General features: G+C 71.9%; 18 protein-coding genes. 8 read left to right on the top strand and 10 right to left on the bottom strand.

The genetic code is table 11. From position 1 onward, the window contains the following. Positions 1-22 precede the first annotated feature (22 nt). The 4 genes from ITJ68_RS12305 to ITJ68_RS12320 all read left to right on the top strand — a co-directional run bounded on the left by ITJ68_RS12305 (position 23) and on the right by ITJ68_RS12320 (position 3,752). Positions 23-730, top strand: coding sequence for a DUF969 domain-containing protein (locus ITJ68_RS12305; RefSeq protein WP_194661557.1), 708 nt, complete (start codon positions 23-25; stop codon positions 728-730). Then, complete coding sequence (locus ITJ68_RS12310; protein ID WP_194661558.1) at positions 727-1,818, top strand: DUF979 domain-containing protein; 1,092 nt, start codon at positions 727-729, stop codon at positions 1,816-1,818. The genes ITJ68_RS12305 and ITJ68_RS12310 overlap by 4 nt, the downstream gene beginning before the upstream one ends. Next, positions 1,805-2,845, top strand: coding sequence for a DUF2891 family protein (locus ITJ68_RS12315; RefSeq protein ID WP_194661559.1), 1,041 nt, complete (start codon positions 1,805-1,807; stop codon positions 2,843-2,845). The genes ITJ68_RS12310 and ITJ68_RS12315 overlap by 14 nt, the downstream gene beginning before the upstream one ends. Before the next feature lie 148 nt (positions 2,846-2,993). Next, positions 2,994-3,752, top strand: coding sequence for a glycoside hydrolase family 16 protein (locus ITJ68_RS12320; protein ID WP_194661560.1), 759 nt, complete (start codon positions 2,994-2,996; stop codon positions 3,750-3,752). 6 nt (positions 3,753-3,758) lie between these two features. On the opposite strand, the gene ITJ68_RS12325 is transcribed toward ITJ68_RS12320, so the two are convergent. The 5 genes from ITJ68_RS12325 to ITJ68_RS12345 form a co-directional block, all read right to left on the bottom strand. Then, positions 3,759-4,640, bottom strand: coding sequence for a biotin-dependent carboxyltransferase family protein (locus ITJ68_RS12325; protein ID WP_323743309.1), 882 nt, complete (start codon positions 4,638-4,640; stop codon positions 3,759-3,761). After that, a complete protein-coding gene (locus ITJ68_RS12330; RefSeq protein ID WP_194661561.1) occupies positions 4,637-5,299 on the bottom strand; it encodes a 5-oxoprolinase subunit B family protein in 663 nt (220 codons plus the stop codon). The genes ITJ68_RS12325 and ITJ68_RS12330 overlap by 4 nt, the downstream gene beginning before the upstream one ends. Further along, entirely contained in the window at positions 5,296-6,123 is an 828-nt protein-coding gene (locus ITJ68_RS12335; protein ID WP_194661562.1) for a LamB/YcsF family protein, read from the bottom strand. Before ITJ68_RS12335 ends, ITJ68_RS12330 begins: the two co-directional genes overlap by 4 nt. A gap of 161 nt (positions 6,124-6,284) precedes the next feature. Continuing rightward, positions 6,285-7,643, bottom strand: a complete 1,359-nt coding sequence (locus ITJ68_RS12340) for a 6-phospho-beta-glucosidase (protein WP_194661563.1) — start codon at positions 7,641-7,643, stop codon at positions 6,285-6,287. Further along, a complete protein-coding gene (locus ITJ68_RS12345; protein WP_194661564.1) occupies positions 7,640-8,422 on the bottom strand; it encodes a DeoR/GlpR family DNA-binding transcription regulator in 783 nt (260 codons plus the stop codon). Before ITJ68_RS12345 ends, ITJ68_RS12340 begins: the two co-directional genes overlap by 4 nt. A gap of 199 nt (positions 8,423-8,621) precedes the next feature. Between ITJ68_RS12345 and ITJ68_RS12350 the strand changes: the two genes are divergently transcribed. The 4 genes from ITJ68_RS12350 to ITJ68_RS12365 are packed head-to-tail and all read left to right on the top strand — an operon-like array spanning position 8,622 to position 12,788. After that, complete coding sequence (locus ITJ68_RS12350) at positions 8,622-9,629, top strand: carbohydrate kinase family protein (protein WP_194661565.1); 1,008 nt, start codon at positions 8,622-8,624, stop codon at positions 9,627-9,629. A gap of 36 nt (positions 9,630-9,665) precedes the next feature. After that, complete coding sequence (locus ITJ68_RS12355) at positions 9,666-11,024, top strand: extracellular solute-binding protein (protein WP_194661566.1); 1,359 nt, start codon at positions 9,666-9,668, stop codon at positions 11,022-11,024. Between the two features lie 10 nt (positions 11,025-11,034). Beyond that, entirely contained in the window at positions 11,035-11,967 is a 933-nt protein-coding gene (locus tag ITJ68_RS12360) for a sugar ABC transporter permease (RefSeq protein WP_323743310.1), read from the top strand. Next, complete coding sequence (locus ITJ68_RS12365) at positions 11,964-12,788, top strand: carbohydrate ABC transporter permease (RefSeq protein WP_194661567.1); 825 nt, start codon at positions 11,964-11,966, stop codon at positions 12,786-12,788. Before ITJ68_RS12360 ends, ITJ68_RS12365 begins: the two co-directional genes overlap by 4 nt. A 79-nt stretch (positions 12,789-12,867) precedes the next feature. Here ITJ68_RS12365 and ITJ68_RS12370 read toward each other — a convergent pair whose 3' ends face one another. From ITJ68_RS12370 to ITJ68_RS12390, 5 genes are all read right to left on the bottom strand, one after another. Further along, positions 12,868-13,170 (bottom strand): putative quinol monooxygenase, encoded by a 303-nt coding sequence (locus ITJ68_RS12370; protein WP_194661568.1) that lies wholly within the window; start codon positions 13,168-13,170, stop codon positions 12,868-12,870. Between the two features lie 543 nt (positions 13,171-13,713). Further along, a complete protein-coding gene (locus tag ITJ68_RS12375) occupies positions 13,714-14,400 on the bottom strand; it encodes a TetR/AcrR family transcriptional regulator (RefSeq protein ID WP_194661569.1) in 687 nt (228 codons plus the stop codon). Between the two features lie 26 nt (positions 14,401-14,426). Further along, complete coding sequence (gene atzF / locus ITJ68_RS12380; protein ID WP_194661570.1) at positions 14,427-16,178, bottom strand: allophanate hydrolase; 1,752 nt, start codon at positions 16,176-16,178, stop codon at positions 14,427-14,429. Then, positions 16,175-19,897 carry an urea carboxylase gene (uca, locus tag ITJ68_RS12385; protein WP_194661571.1) on the bottom strand — a complete coding sequence of 1,241 codons (3,723 nt, stop codon included), beginning with the start codon at positions 19,895-19,897 and terminating at the stop codon, positions 16,175-16,177. The genes atzF and uca overlap by 4 nt, the downstream gene beginning before the upstream one ends. Next, positions 19,894-20,586, bottom strand: coding sequence for an urea amidolyase associated protein UAAP2 (locus ITJ68_RS12390; protein ID WP_194661572.1), 693 nt, complete (start codon positions 20,584-20,586; stop codon positions 19,894-19,896). Before ITJ68_RS12390 ends, uca begins: the two co-directional genes overlap by 4 nt.

Here is a 20,586-nt window from a genome sequence, read left to right on the forward strand (position 1 = left end):
AATGCAGTCCAGACTGTCCCGCATGTTCGTCCTCATCGGCGTCGCCGTCGTCATCGTCGGCTTCGCACTGCGCGTCAACGCGCTGCTCGTCGTCACCGTCGCGGGGATCGTCACCGCGGCCATCGGCGGGATCGGTCCCGTCGGCATCCTCACCGCGTTCGGCGACGGCTTCGCCTCCAGTCGCAGCGTCACGACCTTCGCGCTCGTGCTGCCGGTCATCGGCCTGATCGAGCGCTACGGCCTGCAGGATCAGGCCAAGCGACTCATCGCGAAGCTCGACAAGCTGACCACCGGGCGCCTGCTCGCCGGGTACCTCGCGATCCGGCAGGTCACCGCCGCCGTCGGCCTGACGAGCATCGGCGGCCCGGCGCAGACGGTGCGCCCGCTCGTGTACCCGATGGCCGAGGGCGCCGCCATCAAGAAGTACGGCAGCGTGGACGACCCGATGCGCGAGAAGATCAAGGGCTTCTCCGCGTCCTCGGACACCGTCGGCGTGTTCTTCGGTGAGGACGTCTTCGTCGCGGTCGGCTCGATCCTCCTCATCACCACCTTCGTCGACGCGACCTATGACCTGGCGCTCGAGCCCATCGACCTCGCGCTCTGGGCGATCCCGACGGGCATCGCCGCACTGCTGGTGCACGGTATCCGGCTGCTGCTCTTCGACCGCAAGCTCGACCGGATGGCGGCGGACATGCGCGGCGCCTCGACCACCACGGGGGTGGCAGCGTGATCACCAGCGAATGGCTCTACTGGCTCATCGGCGCGTTCTTCATCGCGGTCGCGGTGCTCATCGTCACGGACCGGGAGCACGCCAAGCGCCTCGGCAACGCGGCCTTCTGGGGCATCCTCGGCATCTCCTTCTTCTACGGCACCTTCGTCGCCGCCAAGACGGCACCCTCGTGGGTCCTCGGCATCGCCGTCCTGGTGATGGTGGCGCTGGCCGGCCTCGGCTTCACCGGCACCAAGGCCAGGGGCGGCCGGCCGAGCCGCACCCGCGTGGCGAGCATCCCGGGTGCGGGCGTCGGCGCGGAGACCGGCCCGGCGGAACCCACCGGGGCCATGGCCCGGCAGTCGAGCGACAGCACGAGCGTGCTCGCGACGACCTCTCCCGAGGAACGTGCGTCCTTCGCGACGCGCTTCGGCAACCGGCTCTTCATCCCCGCACTGGTCGTCCCGGTGGTCGCCGTCCTGGTCGCCACGCTCGGCCCGCTCGTCACGATCGGCGGCACGCCGTTGCTCGCCGAGGGCAGTGCGACCCTGACCGGACTCGGCATCGGATCGGTCCTGGCCGTGGTCGTCGCGGTGTTCGTCCTGCGTCCGCCGAAGATCGCCACACCGATCCGCGAGGGCGGCCGACTCCTGCAGGCCATCGGCTGGGCAGCGCTGCTCCCGCAGATGCTCTCCACGCTCGGCATCGTGTTCACGCAGGCCGGGGTCGGCGACGCGGTCGGCACCATCATCAAGACGATCCTGCCGAGCGGTTCGCTGCTCGCCGCGGTCGTCGTCTACTGCCTCGGCATGGCGCTGTTCACCGTCATCATGGGCAACGCGTTCGCCGCGTTCCCGATCATGACCGCCGCGATCGGCTGGCCGGTCCTGGTGCAGGGCTTCGACGGCAACCCGGCGGCCATCTTCGCGATCGGCATGCTCGCCGGCTTCTGCGGCACCCTCGTCACCCCGATGGCGGCGAACTTCAACCTCGTCCCCGCCGCGCTGCTCGAGATGCGGGACAAGTACGGCCCGATCAAGGCCCAGATCCCGACCGCCGCCATCCTGCTCGTCGTCAACATGGGAGTCATGTACGTTGTCGCCTTCTGACCCCACCCGGGCCGCCTGGGCCGCGGGCTTCGCCGCCGTGGCCGCGGACAACATCACCCGCGAGTACCCCTACGCGTCGCAGCACACGACGTCCGGCCCGGACGACCGAGCCCTGCCCGTCGAGCTGCACCCGGCCTTCGCCACCTCCTACGACTGGCACTCGTCGGTGCACATGCACTGGCTCGCCGCCCGCTTGGTCGCGTTCGGCCTGCCAGCCAGCCAGGAGGCCCCGATCACCACGATCCTGCAGGCCCACCTGTCCGCGGACCACCTGGCGACCGAGGCGGCCTACCTCCGCAGCGCGTCGCACTTCGAGCGCCCTTACGGGTGGGCCTGGGTCATGCGCCTGGCGGCGGAGGTCACGTCGTCGCCGGTGCCCGCCATCCGTGCGCTCGGGCCCGGGTTCGTGCCCGTGGTCGACGCCGTCGAGGACCTCGTCACCCGCTGGGTCGACGGTGCCGCCCACCCCGTCCGGCACGGGGTGCACTCGAACTCCGCGTTCGGGCTGCAGCTCGTGCTCGAGGCCGCCCGGTCGCTCGGGCGGGACGACCTCGCCGCGGCGTGCGAGCGCGCTGCGCGTGACTGGTTCGGCGCGGACACCGCGTGGCCCTTCGCGTGGGAGCGCAGCGGGCACGACTTCCTCTCGGCAGGCCTGGCCGAGGCCGACCTCATGCGCGCGGTCCTGCCTCCGGCGGAGTTCGCCCCGTGGGTCCGAGCCTTCTGCTGCGAGGTGCGCGCCGGCGACGACATCCTGCAGTCGACGGTGGTCCGCGACGAGAACGACCCGCAGCAGGTGCACCTGTTCGGGCTCGACCTGTCCCGTGCCGGCGCTGCCCGTCGGGTCGCGGACGCCCTGCGTGCTGCGGGTACGTCGACCGACGACCTCGCGGACCTGCTCGACGACGCGGCGGAGCGGCTGCTCGTGTCCGGGCTCGCCGCGAGCGTCGGCGAGGAGTACTACTCGACGCACTGGTTGGCGAGCTTCGCCTGGGACGCGATGGAGGCCCGCGAACACTCCCTGCGGTGACGGCTGTTCCTCTGGTGTTCGCAGAGACAACATCGGCTGTCAAGCCCCTGCGCTCGTTGTCGTGAACAACTACGTTCTGTGGACAGCCGAGATCCGGCTCGACACCGCAGGGATCCGGTGTCGATCGTCACGTCAGGGAGTGACAGCCATGCAGAAACGAACCACCACCAGAGCGACACTCGCCGCTGTCGTCCTCGGCGCAGCACTCGTCGCCGTCCCGCTCGGATCGACGTCCGTCGCGGAGGCCGGCACCCCGGCACCCGTCGGTGACGTCGGGCCCTTCAAGCAGACGTTCCGCGAGGACTTCAGCACCGCGGCCGCGGCGAACGGTCAGTTCGCCAGGACCTACGCGAACTCCTGGCAGCCCTACCCGGACGGCACCTCGGGGATCTACTCCTCGAGCACGCAGGTCAGCGCCCGCGACGGCTACATGGACGTCAAGCTCGACGGCGCGCGCGGGGCCGCCGGGACCTTCGGCACGCCGAACGGTGCCTGGTCGCACGTCGGCGGGAAGTTCTCGGTCCGGGCGAAGGCCGAGGGCGGGACGGGCAACGGTGCGGCCTTCATGCTGTGGCCGTCGTCGAACGTCTGGTCCGACGGCGAGATCGACTACCCGGAGGGCAACTTCGAGAGCACGCCGATGGCGTTCCAGCACTCGATGACGCCGGGATGGGAAGCCCACTCGACGAGCATCAGCACCGGGGTGTCCTGGCGCCAGTGGCACACCTACTCGGTCGAGTGGATCCCCGGGAAGTCCGTGACCTACCTGGTCGACGGCAGGGTCATCCGGACCGTGACGGTGGACGTGCCGACGACGCCGCACCGGTACATGTTCCAGGTCGGGAACTGGGGCGGCAACGGACACCTCGACATCGACTGGGTCAGCACGTACGCCTACGTCGGCTGAGCTGGGTCACACGACCCGGAAGCGGACCGTGTCGCCCGGCCGGAGCTGGGCGGCACGGTCGACCGATGCGGGTGTGAGGACGGCGACGACCGGGTACCCGCCGGTCACGGGGTGGTCGGCGAGGAACAGCACGGGGAAGCCGTCCGGCGGGACCTGGAGCGATCCGGTCTCGACGCCCTCGCTCGGGAGCTCGTGCGTGACTGCGCGGACGAGGGGCTCCGCCGCGGTGGTCCGGACGCCGACACGGTCGCTGTCCGGGCTCACGCAGTGGTCCTGCCCCGTGAGGGTCGTGCGCCACGCAGGCGTGAACCAGTCGTCACGCGGACCCGGGACGACGTCGAGCACGACGGACTCCCACGGCCAGGGCTCGAGCGGCGGCGCGACGGCGTCGACCACGGGCCAGCCGTCGGCCTCGGTGCCGATCGGGAGCGCATCGCCGGCCTGCAGCGGAGCGGGACCGAGCTGCGCGAGCGAGTCCCACGACCGGCTGCCGAGCACCGGCTCGACGACGAACCCGCCACGGACGGCGACGTACGAGCGCAGGCCGGTGTCGGGGACGCCGAGGTGCACGGTGTCGCCGGGACCGAGCAGCAGGACCTCGTTCGCGGCCGCGCCGTGAACGCTGCCGTCAGCCCGCTCGACCTCGACCGCGCAGGCCGCTCCGGTGACGGCGGCGACCACGTGCGCGTCGGATCGGAGCGAGACGGAGCCGAGCAGGGCCTCCAGGACGGCTGCGCCGGGACGGTTGCCGACCATCCGGTTGGCGAGCGCCGCGGAACCTCGGTCGGCTGCGCCGGCCGCGCCGAGTCCCATGTCGCTGAAGCCCGGGCGGCCGAGGTCCTGGGTCGTGACGCCGAAGCCGATGCGCTCGACGGTGAGCGTGTTCACGTGCCACTCGTGTCGACGAAGCGGATGCGTGTGCCGGCGGGTGCGAGCGCCGGTGGGTCGCGGTCGAGTGACCACATCGGGACGTCGGTGCGCCCGATGAGCTGCCAGCCGCCGGGGGAGGTGCGCGGGTAGACGGCGCTGAACTCCCCGGCGAGGGCGACGGCGCCGCTCGGGACGGCGGTGCGTGCGGTGCTGCGGCGGGGCAGGTCCAGCGAGGGGGCGGTTCCGGTCAGGTAGCTGAAGCCGGGAGCGAAGCCGCAGAAGGCGCTCGTCCAGATCTGGCCGGTGTGCCAGGCGACGAGGTCGGCGGGGGTCATGCCGATGAGGTCGGCCACGGCGGTGAGGTCGTCGCCGTCGTAGGTGACGGGGATCACGACGGCTGCGGCTGCGTCAGCGTCCGCGGCTGCGTCTGTGGCCGTCTCGGCTCGTGCTGCGGTGCTGGTGGCGGACGGCGTGATGCCTGCCAGGTCGCCGCGCAGGCGGGCGGCGTCCGTGCGGGTGCGGTCGTAGCGGAACAGGAGCGTGCGGGCGCCGGACACGACCTCGGTGACTCCGGGGGGTCGGTGGCCGAGGCCGGCGCGGAAGGCGACCGTGTCCTGCAGCGTGTCGAAGGTGGCGAGCAGGGCGCTGCTGCCGGCGGGGCGCAGGTCGAGCGTCATGCGGGCGTCTGGTCTGTTGCCGCTCCGGGCGCGGGCGCGGGCGCGGGCGCGGTTGCGGCTCCGGCTCCGGTGAACGGGGCGATGGTGATGTCCTGCTCGGTCAGCAGCCGGCGGATCGCCCGGGCCATCGCGACGGCGTCGGGGGAGTCGCCGTGGACGCAGACCGAGTCCGCGCGGACGGAGACCTCGGACCCGTCGACGGCGGTCGCGACGCCGTCGGTCACCATGCGGAGGACGCGCTGGGCCACCTGCTCGGGATCGTGCAGGACGGACCCGGGCGTGCTCCGCGACACGAGGGAGCCGTCGGGTTCGTAGGCGCGGTCGGCGAAGGCCTCGCTGACGGCGCGGAGTCCGTGGCGCTCGGCTGCGCGCAGGAGCTCGGAGTCGGGCAGGGCGAGCACGGCGAGGGACGGGTCGACGTCGGCGATCGCGCGGACGACGGCCTCGGCCTGGACCGGGTCGGCGCAGGCGGTGTTGTAGAGCGCCCCGTGGGGCTTGACGTACGTGACCCGGGTGCCGGCGACGCGGGCGGTGGCGGTCATGGCGCCGAGTTGGTACACGACGTCGGCGTGGAGTTCGTCCGGCGTGACGTGCATCGGGCGCCGGCCGAAGCCCGCCAGGTCGCGGTGTGCGACGTGTGCGCCGACGGCGACGCCGCGCTCGGCAGCGGCGCGGCAGGTGGCGAGCATGATCGTCGGGTCGCCGGCGTGGAAGCCGCAGGCGATGTTCGCGCTCGAGACGACGTCGAGCATCGCGGCGTCGTCACCCATGCTCCAGGCGCCGTAGCCCTCGCCGAGGTCGCTGTTGAGGTCGATCGTCGTCACGGGTGCTCCCTGTCGTCGCCGGGTTGTTCAACAATCTAGTCCGGGGACGGCGGGGAGGCCAGTGCGGGGCGGTGCGCGTCGGCAGCGCCGTGCCGGAGCTGCACCGCGACGGACGGGAGGCTCGGTGCCAGCTGGCACCGAGCCTCCCGTCCGGGACGCGGCTACGTCGTGAGCACCGCCGCGACCTCCGGGATGCGGTCGATGTACCCGCGCACCAGGTCGCGGGCGATCGTAACGCTGTCCACGAGGGGGTGGAGCGCGAAGGCCTTGAGCGCCTCGTCCTTCGACCCGGTCATGGCGGCGGCGATGGTGTGGCGCTCGACGGCCTTGACCTGGGACATCAGCCCGATCTGGTGCAGGTCGGGCTGGTCGGTGGACATCGGGTGGACGCCGTTCGCGTCGACCATCGTCGGGACCTCGACCACGGCGTCCCGGGGGAGCCCGGCGATCGTGCCGTTGTTCCTGACGTTGAGGATCATCGTCTGGCGCTCGTTGCGGCTGATCGCGGCCATGACCCCGAGGGCGACGCCCGCGTAGCCCTGGTGCGACGGGTCGGTCTCGCGCTCCTTGGCGTCGACCGGCTCGTCCTGCGTGCCGCCCTTCGCCTCGGCCATGTAGGACGCGCTGCGCCGGGCGACGGTCTCGCGCCACAGGTCGGCCACGCCGTCACCGGCGGCGGTGGCCCGGTCGTAGAAGGCGGACTGGCTCTCGGCGAGGAAGTCGCCGCGGGTCTTGCCGGAGCCGATGATGGAGCGCACGGCGTCGCGGTTGAAGTAGTAGTAGTACAGGTACTCGTTCGGGATGGCACCGAGGCTGCGGATCCAGTCGAGCCCGAAGACGTGGCCCTCCTCCATGGCACCGAGACGTCCGTCGTCCGCCATCAGCTCGGGGAGCACGTCGCGGCCGTCGTACATCACGCGGCGCATCCACCCGAGGTGGTTCAGGCCGACGTAGTCCATCTGGACCCGGGTGTGGTCGAGGCCGAGCATGCCGGCGACCCGGCGCCCGAGGCCGGACGGGGTGTCGCAGATGCCGAGCACGCGGTCGCCGAGGACGGTCTGCATGGCCTCGGTGATGATGCCGGCGGGGTTCGTGAAGTTCATCACGTAGGCGTTGGGTGCGAGGTCGCGGATGACCTTCGCGGCCTCGACCATGACGGGGACGGTGCGGATGGCGTACGCGAGCCCGCCGGGGCCGGTGGTCTCCTGTCCGAGGACGTCGAGGTCGAGCGCGACGTGCTCGTCGCAGCGTCGTCCCTCGAGCCCGCCGACGCGGAGTGCGGCGAAGACGTAGTCACTGCCCTCCACCGCGCGGTGCAGGTCGGTCGTCGGCTTCAGGACCGGGGCGTCGGGGAAGTCGGCCGCGAGCTCGGTGAGGATCGCCACCATCGCGTGCAGGCGGACCTCGTCGACGTCGTACAGCGCGACCTCCTCGACCCGGGGGGAACCGGTGTCGCGGAGGAGTGCCTGGTAGACGTACGGCGTGCGGAACCCGCCGCCTCCGAGGATGCAGAGCTTCATGTGATGACGACCTCTCCGCCGGCGTTCCGGCTGTGTGCGAGTGTTTCGTCGGGGGCGCCGGTCGTCGTGATCAGCGTGTCGACGTCGGTGAGGGAGCAGAGCCGCAGGGCCCCGCTCCCCGGGAACTTGGTCTCGGACGCGAGCAGCACCACACGATCGGCGGCCGCGATCATGGACTGCTTGATGGGGGCCTCGACCGCCATGTTGTCCACCACGTGTCCGTTGGCGCGGACACCGGTGCAGGACAGGAACAGCAGGTCGGCGCTGACCTGCTCGAGCGCGGCCTCGGCGAGCGAACCGACGAGCGTGCGGTAGTTGCGTCGGACGACCCCGCCGAGCAGCACGAGCCGCACGGCCTCGTCGTCGCGGAGCACGTCGAACACCGCGAGGTTCGTGGTGATGACGGTGATGTCCCGGCCGCGGAGCAGCTCGGCGATCTGCGGCGTGGTCGTGCCGATGTCGAGGATGACAACCTGGCCGTCGGTGACCATCGCGGCGGCGGCCTCGGCCATGCGGCGCTTGAGGTCGAGGTCACCGGCCTGCTCGAACGGGGTCTCGACGGCCTCGTCCGGGTCGGTGTCGTCCTGCGCCGTGGCTCGCGGGGGGAGGACCGCGCCACCCCACGTGCGGACGAGCTCGCCGTTGCGGTCGAGCATCTCGAGGTCGCGGCGGATCGTCGCCGGGCTGACCGCGAGGGCCTCTGCGAGTTCCTGCACGGAGGCAGCACCGTCAGCCCGGAGTGCCCGGATGATGCGGTTCTGCCGGTCGCGCAGGATCATGGCGTCACAGTAACGCAGTTCGAGCAGAAACAAGCAAGATCGCGCAAGCGGAAGTCGCACTCAAGCAGACTTAACAAATCTGGCGCAACCGGGTAACGTCCTCGCAACACGAAGCACGCAGGCTTGAGCACCACCACCGGATCCGTCCCAGGTCGAGCACACCTGCGCAGCACTGATCCGCGATGACGAGGAGACTGCCGTGACCGAGGCGCATGCCGAGCCACGACCCACCGGACACACCGGCGGGCAGGCCGACGAGACCACTCGCGGCACCCTCCTGTTCGCCGGGGACGTCTACTGCGACGTCGTCTTCTCCGGGGTCACTGCTCCCGAGCAGGGCGCCGAGGTGTTCGCCGACGCGTTCGCCATCACCCCGGGCGGCGTCGCGAACCGTGCGGTCGCCGCTGCCCGAGCCGGTGCCCCGACGATGCTCGCGAGCTGCCTCGGCGACGACGTCCTCGGCCGCCACGTGTACGACGTGCTGACCGCCGAGCCGTTCCTCGACACCTCCCTGCTCGAGCTGGTGCACGGTCACCAGAGCGCCGTGTCGGTGGCACTGACCGGGCCCGACGACCGCAGCTTCATCACCTACGAGGAGCACCTCGGCCCGACCGTCGTGCCGGACGACATCGGCCCGGTGGCCGCGACGCACGTCGGCATCGCCAAGCCGCTGCCCGCCTGGGTCGCTCGGCTCCGCGCGGCCGGCACCACGGTCGTCGGCGGGGTCGGGTGGGACCACACCGGCGAGTGGAGCGGCGGGGTGCTCGACCGTCTGGCCGAGATCGACGTCTTCGTGCCGAACGACGTCGAGGCCATGCGGTACACCCGGACGGACTCGGCGCTCGCCGCGGCGAAGGTGCTCGCCGAGCGTGTGCCGCTCGCGGTCGTCACCCGTGGGCCCGACGGCGTCGTGGCGGTCGACTCCGCCAACGGCGTGGTCGTCACTGCCGACACGGTCCGTGTCGACGCCGTCGACCCGACCGGGGCCGGCGACGTGTTCGTGGCGTCGTTCATGGCCGGTGTGCACCACGGCTGGGACCTCGAGACGCGGCTGCGGTTCGCTGCCGCCAGCGCGGCCTTCGCCGTCACCGGACTCGGGGGAGCGGCGAGCGCGCCGCACCCGGACGAGCTCCGCGTCTTCCTCGACCAGCGCGCCGCCCCGGGCGACTGGTCCTTCCTCGCCGACGTCCCCAGCGCCGACAACTGACCCGAACACCCACCCCTTCGCAGAACTGGACCCACCATGAAGCACATCAGCAAGGCGTCGATGCTCATCGGCGTCGCAGCGGCGGTCGCCCTCGGCCTCACCGCCTGCACGCCCGGCGGGTCCGCCGCCCCCGCCGCCTCCCAGAGCCTCGGCCCGGTGTCGAAGGACGTGGGCTCGGCGAAGACCACGCTGACCGTCTGGGACCAGAACACGGACACCGGCATCAACGACGCGCAGCAGGTCCTCAACGACGCGTTCGAGAAGGCCCACCCGAACATCACGGTGAAGCGGGTCTCGCGCTCCTTCGCCGACCTGAAGACCACGCTGAAGCTCGCCCTCTCCGGGGACAACCCGCCGGACGTCGTGCAGGCGAACCAGGGCTACCCGGACATGGGCGCGTTCGTGAAGGCCGGGTTCCTGCGCCCCGTCGACGACTACGCCGAGCTCTACGGCTGGGACGACTACTACCCGTCGAGCCTGCTGAAGCTGAACTCGTTCTCCTCGGACGGGACGACCTGGCAGGGGGACCAGCTGTACGGCGTCTCGCAGACCGGTGAGCTGGTGGGCCTGTACTACAACAAGGAGGTCCTCAAGGCGGCTGGGATCGACAGCCCGCCCACCACCGTGGCCGAGCTGACCGAGGACATGCAGAAGGTCAAGGCCGCGGGCACCCTGCCGCTCAGCTACGGCGACGTCGAGAAGAGCCCCGGCATCCACCTCTACGGCCTGGTGCTCTCCGCCCTCGCCGGGCGCGAGCCCGTCAACGACCTGGTCGCCGGCAAGTCCGGCAGCTGGACCGGCGACGACGAGGTCGAGGCCGCCAGCACGATCAGCGGCTGGGTGAAGGACGGCTACGTCACCGAGGGCGCGAACGGCGTCTCGCGTGACGACGCCGTCAGCGCGTTCGGCTCCGGCAAGTCGGCCTTCCTCATCACGGGCACCTGGTACCAGGCCACCCTCGAGGCCGCCAGCAAGGCGAAGGACATCGGGTTCACGGCGCTGACGCCGACCGGGGCCTCGACCCCGGTGACGATGGGCGGCGAGGGCCTCGCCTGGGCCATCACGTCGAAGACGAAGAACGCGGACGCCGCAGCCGCGTACGTCGACTTCGTCACGAACGCGAAGGCCGCCACGACCCTGGTCGACCAGGGCAACCTGCCGACCGTGGTGCCGGACACCGACACCCCCGCCGAGGGCACGATCGCCGGTGACATCACGAGCAACTACAAGACGATCTCCAGTGCCAACGCCCTCACGCCGTACCTCGACTACGCCACCCCGACCTTCTACGACACCATCACCGCGGCCATGCAGGACCTCGTCGCGGGCAAGGCCACACCGGAGCAGTACACGAAGACGCTGCAGACCGACTACACCGGCTTCGTCAAGAAGTGAGGACCGCCTCGTGACCCAGTTGACCGGGACCCGGGCGGGTGCTGCGCCGAGCAGCGCCCGCCCGGCCCCCCGCCGGCGCCGCCGCAGCCTGGTGCCGTACCTCTACGTCCTGCCGGCGTTCGTCGTGTTCGCGGTGTTCCTCGGGGTGCCGTTCCTGCAGAGCATCCAGTACTCGTTCTACGACTGGGACGGGCTCTCGCCGGCGACCTGGGCGGGCTTCGCCAACTACGCCGGCGTCGTCACCGACCCGCAGCTCCGCGCGTCGTTCGGGCACGCACTCGTGCTGATGGTGTTCTACGCCGCGATCCCCGTGGTGGTGGCGCTGTTCCTCACCGCGCTGATCTCCCGGGCGAACGGCCTGCGCGGGATGTCGTTCTTCCGCACGGTGCTGTTCCTGCCGCAGGTCATCGCCTCGGTCGTCGTCGCGACGATCTGGGTGTCGATCTACTCCGCCGACGGGTTGCTCAACGACGGCCTGCGCCTGGTCGGCCTCGGGCAGTTCGCCCAGGTCTGGCTCGGCGGGTACGACACAGCCCTGCCCGCGATCGGCTTCGTCGGCACGTGGCTGAACGTCGGCCTGTGCCTGGTGCTGTTCCTCTCCGGAGTGGGCAACATCCACCCGAGCCTGTTCGAGGCCGCCCGCATCGACGGTGCCGGTGCGGCGCGCGAGTTCTTCTCGATCACCCTGCCGTCGCTCCGCGGGCAGATCGCGGCGGCCCTGACGCTCACGGTCGTCTCGGCGCTGAAGACCTTCGACCTGGTCTACGTCACCACCAGCGGCGGACCCGGCAACTCGACGTCCGTCCCGGCGTTCGAGGCCTACAACCGGGCGTTCCAGACCGGGCAGGTCGGCTCGGCAGCGGCGGTCGCCGTCTCGCTCACCGTCGTCATCATGATCGTCACGGCCCTGATCGGTCGTCTGCAGCCGAAGGACGTCGCATGAGGCTCTCCGTCCGCGAGAAGACCGTCAACTACGTCATCCTGACGCTCTTCGCCCTGTTCGCGATCATCCCGCTCATCGGGGTGCTGCTGTCCTCGGTCACCCCGTCGGCGCAGAACTCGGGCGGGTTCAGCCTGCCGACGAAGATCGACCTCGGGAACTTCGGTGCCGCGTGGACGCAGGGGCACTTCGCCACCTACATGTTCTCCAGCGTCCTGGTCACCGTGTCGGTGGTCGTCCTGACCACGATCCTCGCCGTGTTCGCCGGCTTCGCGTTCGGCCGGCTCGACTTCTTCGGCAGCAACGTCCTGTTCTTCGTGATGCTCGCCGGCCTGATGCTCCCGGCCGAGGCCTTCATCATCCCGCTCTACTTCAACCTGCGGTCCGTCGGCCTCACGGACACCTACTCCAGTCTGGTCCTGCCGCAGACCGCGCAGTCCCTGGCCTTCGGCATCTTCTGGATGCGCAGCCAGTTCCGCAGCTTCCCCGGCGAGGTCATCGAGGCCGCCCGCCTCGACGGCGCCCGTGACGTCCGCCTGCTCTGGCAGGTCATGGTCCCCGCGGCGATCGCCCCGATCATGACGATGTCCCTGCTCATCACCATGTGGACGTGGAACGAGTTCCTGCTGCCCCTGGTGCTCATCACGAGCGAGGACCACCGCACGGCCCCCCTCGGCCTCGCGTTCTTCAAGGGCGCGCACCTGACGGACTACTCGTTGCTCTCCGCCGCCGGGGTGATCGTCGCCCTGCCGATCGTCGTCCTCTACTTCTTCCTGCAGAAGCGGTTCATCTCCGGCATGCTCGGCGGCTTCGCCGACCGGTGACCCCGGAACGGACGGGAGGCTCCCCACCAGCTGGTGGTGACCCTCCCGTCCGTCGTCGGGTCGCGTCGGGCGCGATCCGCTAGGAGAGCTCGATCGTGCTGCTGTAGATGCGCTTCACGCCGGGGGCAGCGAGGACCTGGCCGAGCGGGGAGGCGCCCTCGGGGGTGCCACGCCAGGCGGCGTAGGCGTCGTGGTCGGCGGTGGTGGTCCAGTGCTCGACGACCACGAGGTGCGTGGGGTCGGCGTCGTCGACCAGGACCTCGAGCGACTCGCAGCCGTGGTGCTGGCGGGTCTGCGCGAGCGTCTCGCGGACCGTCGTCTCGACCTCCTCGGGTGAGGCGTCGCTCCGGAGTTGAAGATCGAGGAGGACCGTCGTCGTCATGCTGCACCGTTTCTGTCGTTCTGGGACGCACGTCGGAGGACGCGCTTCCCCTCCAACTCTGCCCGTCCCGCCGGTGTTCCGTCCCAGGGGGGTGTCCCGGTCGGTGTCGGGGGCGCGGTGTCGCGGTGTCGCGGGCGGGAGACGGCCTGAGCGACGAAGTCGTTGTCGCACGACCTCGACGATGTCGTGCCCGAGGTCGCCGGTGTCGGTGTGCGGGCGCGACGCGACACCGTCGGTGTCGTACGACATCGACGGTGTCGTCCCGTGCGCGCTGCGGGGATGCGTGCGCATGGTCCGACGCGGCGGGCGTCGATCGACTCGTGCGGTGTCGGAACCTGCGTGCGGCGGGGATGCGTCCGCATGGTCCGACACGGCGGGCGTCGATCGACTCGTGCGGTGTCGGAACCTGCGTGCGGCGGGGACACCGAGACACGGGGACGCGGGGACACGGGGACGGGGGAGTTCGGTCGGGACCGTGACGGATCTGGTCGGGGGAACTCGGGGGACGCGAACCGGATCCGTCAGGCGGCGGGAGCGGAACCGTCAGACGGCAGCGGCAGCGAGCAGGGACTCCGCGTCGTGCCGGGCAGCGGCGACGGCAGCGGCGTCCAGACCGCAGGCGCGCAGGCAGGTCGTGACGATCGCGACGCGGTCCTCGTCCTCGACCCGACCGGCACGCCGGAGCTGGATGACGGTCTCGGCGAGCTGGATGAGCACGGCGCCGAGCTGCGTCGGGGTGAGTGCCACGTCTGGGGTGGCGGCGCGGGAGCCGAGTCGGCCGTAGGTGTCCTGCAGCTCCTGGCGCTCGACGCGGAACCCGTCGTACCGCTCGCCCTGCACCTCGGGCAGCAGGTACAGCGTCCCGATGTTGTGCGGCGTGCGCACGAGCGTGTCCACGTCGATGAGCACCAGCGCGGCGAGGGCACCCGCGGCGCTCGTCGACCCCGGCACGCGCTGCTCGAGGTCACGGACGACGTCGAGCGAGGGACGGACGGACGTCGTCAGCAGCTCGACGAGCATGTCGTCCTTGCCCGCGAAGTGGTAGTACAGCGACGCCTGCCGGACCCCGACGCGCTCGGCGATCGCGCGGGTCGAGGTCGCGCTGAACCCGTTCTCGACGAACAGCGCCGCCGCAGCGTCGAGGATCTGGTCGCGGGGGCTCAGCTCCGGGCTCGTGTCCGGCACGGCGCGGGGACGTCCGACGCGGGACGGTCGGTCGTCGGAGGGCATGGCCCCATCCTCCCAGGCCACCGTGGTCAGCCCTGCTCCCGGTAGGCACGCCAGCCGCCGTGGTGGGTGATGTCCTCGGCGCCGACGACCGCCAGGGGCTCGACGAGGAAGCCCGTGACGTCGGAGCCGTCCTCGAGCGTGACGGTGCCGATCGCCATCGGTGAGGGCAGCGCAGCGACGAAGGTCGCGAAGCCGGCGGCGGGCAGGCGCCAGACCTCACCGACGATCGAGCCGGTGGCGGGCCCCCTGCCGGACCCGACCGGGCCCGCGCGGACCAGCCCCGGCTTGGGCGGCACCGTGTCGAGGGCGTACAGCCGGTAGTCGGAGGCGGTGCGGGCCTCCCGGACGAACGATCCGCCCGACGCGACCAGCTGGCCGTTCAGCGGTTGGTCGCGGAGGTGCGCTCCCACCACCAACAGGTCGACCGTGGGGGCGAGGAACGCGGAGGCGAGCGCCGCGAGCCGGCGGTCCGTGAACGCGGGACCGGTCAGCATGACGCCGAACGGCAGCCCGTCGACTAAGCCCGCGGGCACCGCGAGCGAGGCCATGTCGAGCAGGTTCGCGAAGTTCGTGTACCGCCCCATCCGGCTGTTCGCACCGATCGGGTCCGCGGCGACCTCGGCGAGGGTCGGGTGCCAGGTGGTGGTCGGCGTCAGGAGCGCGGTCGTGCCCTCGAGCACCGCGCGACCCGCTGCCCCGAGGGCGTCGAGCCGGGCCATGTCGGCGAACAGCTCCGACGCGCTGGGTCGGGCCCCGCCGAGCACGATCGACGCGACGGACGGGTCGAGGTCCTCGCCGACGAGGTCCCGGTGCGCCTCGATGTGGGCGCCGACGGCCGCGTGCCGCTCGGCGACGAACGCCCCGTCGTAGAGCAGCGCCGCGGCGTCGAGGAGCGGGGCGATGTCGACCTCGACGACCTCGTGCCCGAGTGCGCGGAAGCGGTCGACGGCGGCGGCGAACGCGCTGGCCCACCCGTCCGCGAGCCCCTCGAGCTGGGACGGCAGCGGGACGGCGATGCGCGGGAGCGTCGGGAGTGCGGCGTGGGCGCGGTCCTCGCGGGCGAGCGGGTCGATGCCGTCCGGCCCGGTCATCAGCTCGGCGGCGGTCCTGGCGAGCCCGAGCGACGCCGCGAACACCGTGACGCAGTCCTGCGACCGGCAGGCCGGCACGACGCCGGTGTTCGGCACGAGCCCCTTCGTCGGCTTGACCCCGACGAGGTTGCCGAGCGCTGCCGGCACCCGACCGGAGCCGGCGGTGTCGGTGCCGAGCGCGAAGTCGACGATCCCGAGCGCGACGGCCGTGGCGGACCCGCTCGACGATCCGCCGGAGATCCTGGTCGGGTCCCAGGCGTTCCGGACGGCGCCGAAGGGGGAGCGGGTGCCGACCAGGCCGGTGGCGAACTGGTCGAGGTTCGTCTTGCCGACGACGACCGCACCGGCCGCCCGCAGTCGGGCGACCGCGGTGGCGTCGGCCGTGGGCTCGTACGCGTACGACCTGGCGCCGGCCGTCGTGGGCAGGCCGGCGACGTCGATGTTGTCCTTCACGGCGAACAGCAGCCCGGCGAGGGGGAGCGACGGGTCGACGCGGGAGGCCTCGGCGAGCACGTCGGCGCGGTCACGCAGGGTGATCCACACCTCGGGGCGGTCGACCGCCGCGATCCGGTCGAAGGCGTCGTGGACGCGGTCAGCCGCGGTGCTCAAGGTGCTCACGGTGCCTGCAGCGTTCGCGCTGACACCGCTGACACCGCCGACACCGCCGACACCGCTGCCGGCGCTCATGCCGGTGCCCCGATCGCGGCGAGGACCTGGCCCGGCGCGACCTGCTCGCCCGGTGTGACGTAGACCTCCAGGACGTGTCCGTCCACGGGTGCGTGCACCATCGACTCCATCTTCATCGCCTCCACGGCCAACAGCTTCTGTCCTGCGTCCACCCGGTCGCCCGGTCGGACGTCCACCTGCCACACCGTCGAGGTGAACGGTGCGGTGACGGCCGTCGACCCCTCGGGCACGGTCACCGCGTCGGGCACGACCACGGTCGGTTCGTCGCGGACGTCGAACTCGCCCGAGGCCCGCCACCGGTCCTTCTCCTCGCCGAACGCCCGGGCCTGCTGTGCCCGGAACGCCGCGATCGAGTCCGCGTTGTCCCCGAGGAACCGGTCGTACGACGCGATCGAGAACTCGCCGTCGACGGTCTCGAAGTCCCCGCGGCCGGCGTCGGTCTCGGCCCGCAGCTCGAGGAGCTCCTCGGCACCGACGGGGTACCACTCGATCCGGTCGAAGAACCGGAGCGCCCAGGGGTCCTCCTGGAACAGCCCGCCGCGGCGGAAGCGGTTCCAGATCTGCACGGTGCGGCCGACGAACTGGTAGCCGCCGGGGCCCTCCATCCCGTAGATGCAGAGGTACGCGCCACCGATGCCGACGGAGTTCTCGGCCGTCCAGGTGCGCGCCGGGTTGTACTTCGTGGTGACGAGTCGGTGGCGGGGGTCGAGCGGGGTGGCGACCGGGGCGCCGAGGTACACGTCGCCGAGACCGAGCACCAGGTAGCTCGCGTCGAACACCGTGCGGAAGACGTCGTCCACGGAGTCCAATCCGTTGATGCGCCGGATGAACTCGATGTTCCAGGGCGTCCACGGGGCGTCGTTCCGCACGCCGTTCATGTACCGCTCGATCGCCAGCCGGGTCGCGGGGTCGTCCCACGACAGCGGCAGCTTCACGGTGCGCGACGGCACGACGAGCTGGTCCGTCGGCGGGATCTCGTCCTCGAGCTCGCGGAGCAGCCCGGCCACGTCGCGCGCCTTAAGCACGGACGCGTCGGTGTGCACCTGCAGCGAGCGGATGCCCGGCGTGATGTCGAGGACGCCCTTCGGCGTGTGCTCCTGCAGCTTCGTCATGAGCGCGTGGACCCGCATCCGCAGCGCGATGTCGAGCGTCATGTCGCCGTACTCGACCAGGACGTTGTCGTCGCCGTCGCGGCGGTACGCCACGCTCGGTCGGGTCGGGGTCGCGTCCAGGCGCGCCAGCACCCCGTCGTCGCCGTCACCGCCGGTGCGCCCGTCGCGTCCGGTGCGCGGGACCGTCCTGGAGGCTCGGTTCGCGATGAGCGCGGCGGCGTCGGTCTCGCGGACGGGGACGAAGCGGACGGTGTCGCCCGGGCGCAGTTGGCCCAGCTTCCACAGGTCGCCGCTGGCCACCACCGCGGGGCAGACGAACCCGCCGAGGGACGGCCCGTCCGGTCCGAGGATGATCGGGGTGTCGCCGGTGAAGTCGATCGCGCCGACCGCGTACGGGGTGTCGTGGATGTTCGAGGGGTGCAGGCCGGCCTCGCCGCCGTCCGTCCGCGCCCAGCCCGGCCGGGGGCCGATGAGCCGGACGCCCGTCCGTGCGGAGTTGTGGTGCACCCCGTAGTCGGTGGCGTAGAACACGTCGAGGTCCGCCCGGGTGAAGAAGTCCGGTGCCGCGTGCGGGCCCTCGGTGACCGCGATCTCCCACGCGTCCGTCAGTGCCGTGCGGTGCTCGGCCGGGGTCGGGCCGCCGACGAGTCCGAGCCGCGTGCCGGCGGGGAAGGCCGGGTGCGGGGCGTCGGAGTCGGGGGAGCCGGGACGGAGCACGTCGCCGGCGAGCAGGGCCCGGCCCGCGTGGCCACCGAAGCCGCCCAGCGTGAACGTGGCCGCGGAGCCGAGGTAGGTCGGCACGTCGAAGCCCCCGCGCACGGCGAGGTAGCTCCGGAGTCCCGGGCCGGGAGCAGTCCCGAGGGCGAGCGTCTGTCCGGCGGCGACCTCGACCGGCTCCCACAGCGCGACGGGCTCGCCGTCGAGGGTCAGCGGCACGGGTGCCCCGGTGACGGCGACGACCGCCGCGGCGGAGAACCGGAGCGTGGGGCCGGTCGCGGTGACCTCGAGCGCGGGGGCGCCGTCCGGGTTGCCGACCGCCCGGTTCGCCTCGGCGAAGGACGCGGCGTCGAACGGGCCGCTCGGCGGGACCCCGACCTGCCAGTAGCCGAGCCGACCGGGCAGGTCCTGCACGGTCGTCATCGTCCCGGGCACCACGACGTCGATGCGCGGGTCCGGGTCCTCGGTCGTGTCGAGTGTGGACGTCGAGTGCGTCGCCGTGCGGAGCTCGAGGTCGTCGGTGAGCGTGCGGAGGAGCCCCGCGTTCGTGACGATGCCGTCGATGCGGGTCTCGGCGAGGGCGTCCCGGAGCCGGTCGAGGGCGTCGTCGCGGGTCTCCCCGGTCGCGATCACCTTCGCCAGCATCGGGTCGTAGAACGCCGACACCTCGGAGCCGGTCTCGACCCAGCCGTCGACGCGGATGCCGGTCGCGGTGCCGTCGTCGGTCGAGGTGGCGGGGAAGACGGCCTGCGTGACCAGGCCGCTCGACGGCAGCGAGCCCTTGGCCGGGTCCTCGGCGTAGACGCGGGCCTCGACGGCGTGCCCGGTCGGGGTCCAGCGGCGGTCGAACACGTCGTCGGGGATGCCGGCAGCGCCGTCGCGGGCCAGCCGGAGCATCAGCTCGACCAGGTCGACGCCGTAGACCTCCTCGGTGACCGGGTGCTCGACCTGCAGGCGGGTGTTCACCTCGAGGAACGACGCTTCCTCGCGCACCGGGTCGTAGACGAACTCGACCGTGCCGGCGCTGCGGTACCCGATGCTCGCCGCGAGCCGACGGGCGGACTCGTGGAGAGCCTCCCGGACGTGGTCCGGCAGTGCCGGGGCCGGAGCCTCCTCGATGACCTTCTGGTTCCTGCGCTGCAGCGAGCAGTCGCGGTCGCCGATGACGGCGACCCGGCCCTCGCCGTCGCCGAAGAGCTGCACCTCGACGTGGCGGGCCGGTCGGACCAGGCGTTCGAGGAAGATGCCGGCGGCGCCGAAGGCGGCTGCTGCGGTGCGTTCGACGCTCGCGTAGGCCTCGCGCACCTCGTCGAGCGTGGCGCAGGCCTGCATGCCGATCCCGCCGCCGCCCCCGGTGGCCTTGAGCATGACGGGCAGGCCGATGCGGTCGGCGGCGGTGACGGCGTCCTCGGCTGAGGCGAGCAGCCCGGTGCCGGCGAGCATCGGGACCCCGGCCGCGGCGGCGAGCTCGCGGGCGGTGTGCTTGGCGCCGAACGCCACGATCTGGTCCGCGGTCGGGCCGACGAAGCGGATGCCGGCCGCGGCGCAGGCCTGCGCGAACGCGGTGTTCTCGGACAGGAACCCGTAGCCGGGGTGGACCAGGCCGGCGCCGGAGTCGAGTGCTGCCTGGACGACCGCGTCGATGCGCAGGTACGACTCGCGGGCGGGGGCCGGGCCGAGGCGGACGGCGACGTCGGCCTCGCGGACGTGGCCGGCGGCGCGGTCGGCGTCGGAGTACACGGCGACCGTGCGCATGCCGAGCGCCTTGGCGGACCGGATCACCCGGCGGGCGATCTCCCCGCGGTTGGCGACGAGGACGGTGTCGGTGCTGAGGGCGGGACGCCCGTCGGGCGTCGGTGCCGGCGTCGCGCCGGTGTCGAGGGCGGTCATGGCTGCACCACGATCATCCGGAGGGGCGTGCAGGAGAAGTCGTTGCAGGGGTTGTTCATCTGCGGGCAGTTCGACACGATCACGAGCACGTCACGCTCCGCCCGGACCGCCACGCGCTTGCCGGGGGCGCTCATGCCGTCGACGATGCCGAGGGCGCCGTCCGCCTCGACCGGGACGTTCATGAACCAGTTGAGGTTCGAGACCAGGTCGCGGACGCCGAGGCCGTGTCGGGCCGCCTCGGCGAGGAAGTTCTCCCTGCAGCCGTGCTGGTACGCCGTGTGGTGCCCGTAGCGGAGCGTGTTCGACTCCTTCGAGCAGGCGCCGCCGATGGTGTCCTGGCGGTCGATCTCGTTGCCGACGACGGTCATCAGCGGCCGGCCCTCGTTCGACATCAGGACCGTGCCGGTGCGGACGTAGGCGTTGCCCTGCGCGACGAGGGTGTCGGGGACGCTGTACCGCTCGTCGGGGTCGTGCGCGTCGTAGACCAGGCAGTCGGCGCTCTGGTTGCCGCCGACGTCGACGATCGTGAGCACCTCGCCGGCCCGCACGACGGCGGACCACGGCGCGAGCGGCGCGACCCGGTCGTCACGGACGACCGTGCCGGGCACGAGCGACTCGCTCCAGTCGAGGACGGCGTCGGGCGCGTGCACGGCGCCGACGGGGACGGTGGAGGTGATGGTGTCGGTCAT

Source organism: Curtobacterium sp. VKM Ac-1395, assembly GCF_015350975.1.
In the GTDB taxonomy this organism is placed as follows: domain Bacteria; phylum Actinomycetota; class Actinomycetes; order Actinomycetales; family Microbacteriaceae; genus Curtobacterium.

What these genes read in the sequence shown, in the direction of transcription:
- ITJ68_RS12365 (WP_194661567.1), top strand. Translation starts at nt 11,964, where the DNA reads ATGAGGCTCTCCGTCCGCGAGAAGACCGTCAACTACGTCATCCTGACG.
- ITJ68_RS12345 (WP_194661564.1), bottom strand. Translation starts at nt 8,422, where the DNA reads ATGATCCTGCGCGACCGGCAGAACCGCATCATCCGGGCACTCCGGGCT.
- ITJ68_RS12375 (WP_194661569.1), bottom strand. Translation starts at nt 14,400, where the DNA reads ATGCCCTCCGACGACCGACCGTCCCGCGTCGGACGTCCCCGCGCCGTG.
- ITJ68_RS12355 (WP_194661566.1), top strand. Translation starts at nt 9,666, where the DNA reads ATGAAGCACATCAGCAAGGCGTCGATGCTCATCGGCGTCGCAGCGGCG.
- ITJ68_RS12340 (WP_194661563.1), bottom strand. Translation starts at nt 7,643, where the DNA reads ATGAAGCTCTGCATCCTCGGAGGCGGCGGGTTCCGCACGCCGTACGTC.
- atzF (WP_194661570.1), bottom strand. Translation starts at nt 16,178, where the DNA reads ATGAGCGCCGGCAGCGGTGTCGGCGGTGTCGGCGGTGTCAGCGGTGTC.
- ITJ68_RS12330 (WP_194661561.1), bottom strand. Translation starts at nt 5,299, where the DNA reads ATGACGCTCGACCTGCGCCCCGCCGGCAGCAGCGCCCTGCTCGCCACC.
- ITJ68_RS12390 (WP_194661572.1), bottom strand. Translation starts at nt 20,586, where the DNA reads ATGACCGACACCATCACCTCCACCGTCCCCGTCGGCGCCGTGCACGCG.
- ITJ68_RS12320 (WP_194661560.1), top strand. Translation starts at nt 2,994, where the DNA reads ATGCAGAAACGAACCACCACCAGAGCGACACTCGCCGCTGTCGTCCTC.
- ITJ68_RS12305 (WP_194661557.1), top strand. Translation starts at nt 23, where the DNA reads ATGTTCGTCCTCATCGGCGTCGCCGTCGTCATCGTCGGCTTCGCACTG.
- ITJ68_RS12370 (WP_194661568.1), bottom strand. Translation starts at nt 13,170, where the DNA reads ATGACGACGACGGTCCTCCTCGATCTTCAACTCCGGAGCGACGCCTCA.
- uca (WP_194661571.1), bottom strand. Translation starts at nt 19,897, where the DNA reads ATGACCGCCCTCGACACCGGCGCGACGCCGGCACCGACGCCCGACGGG.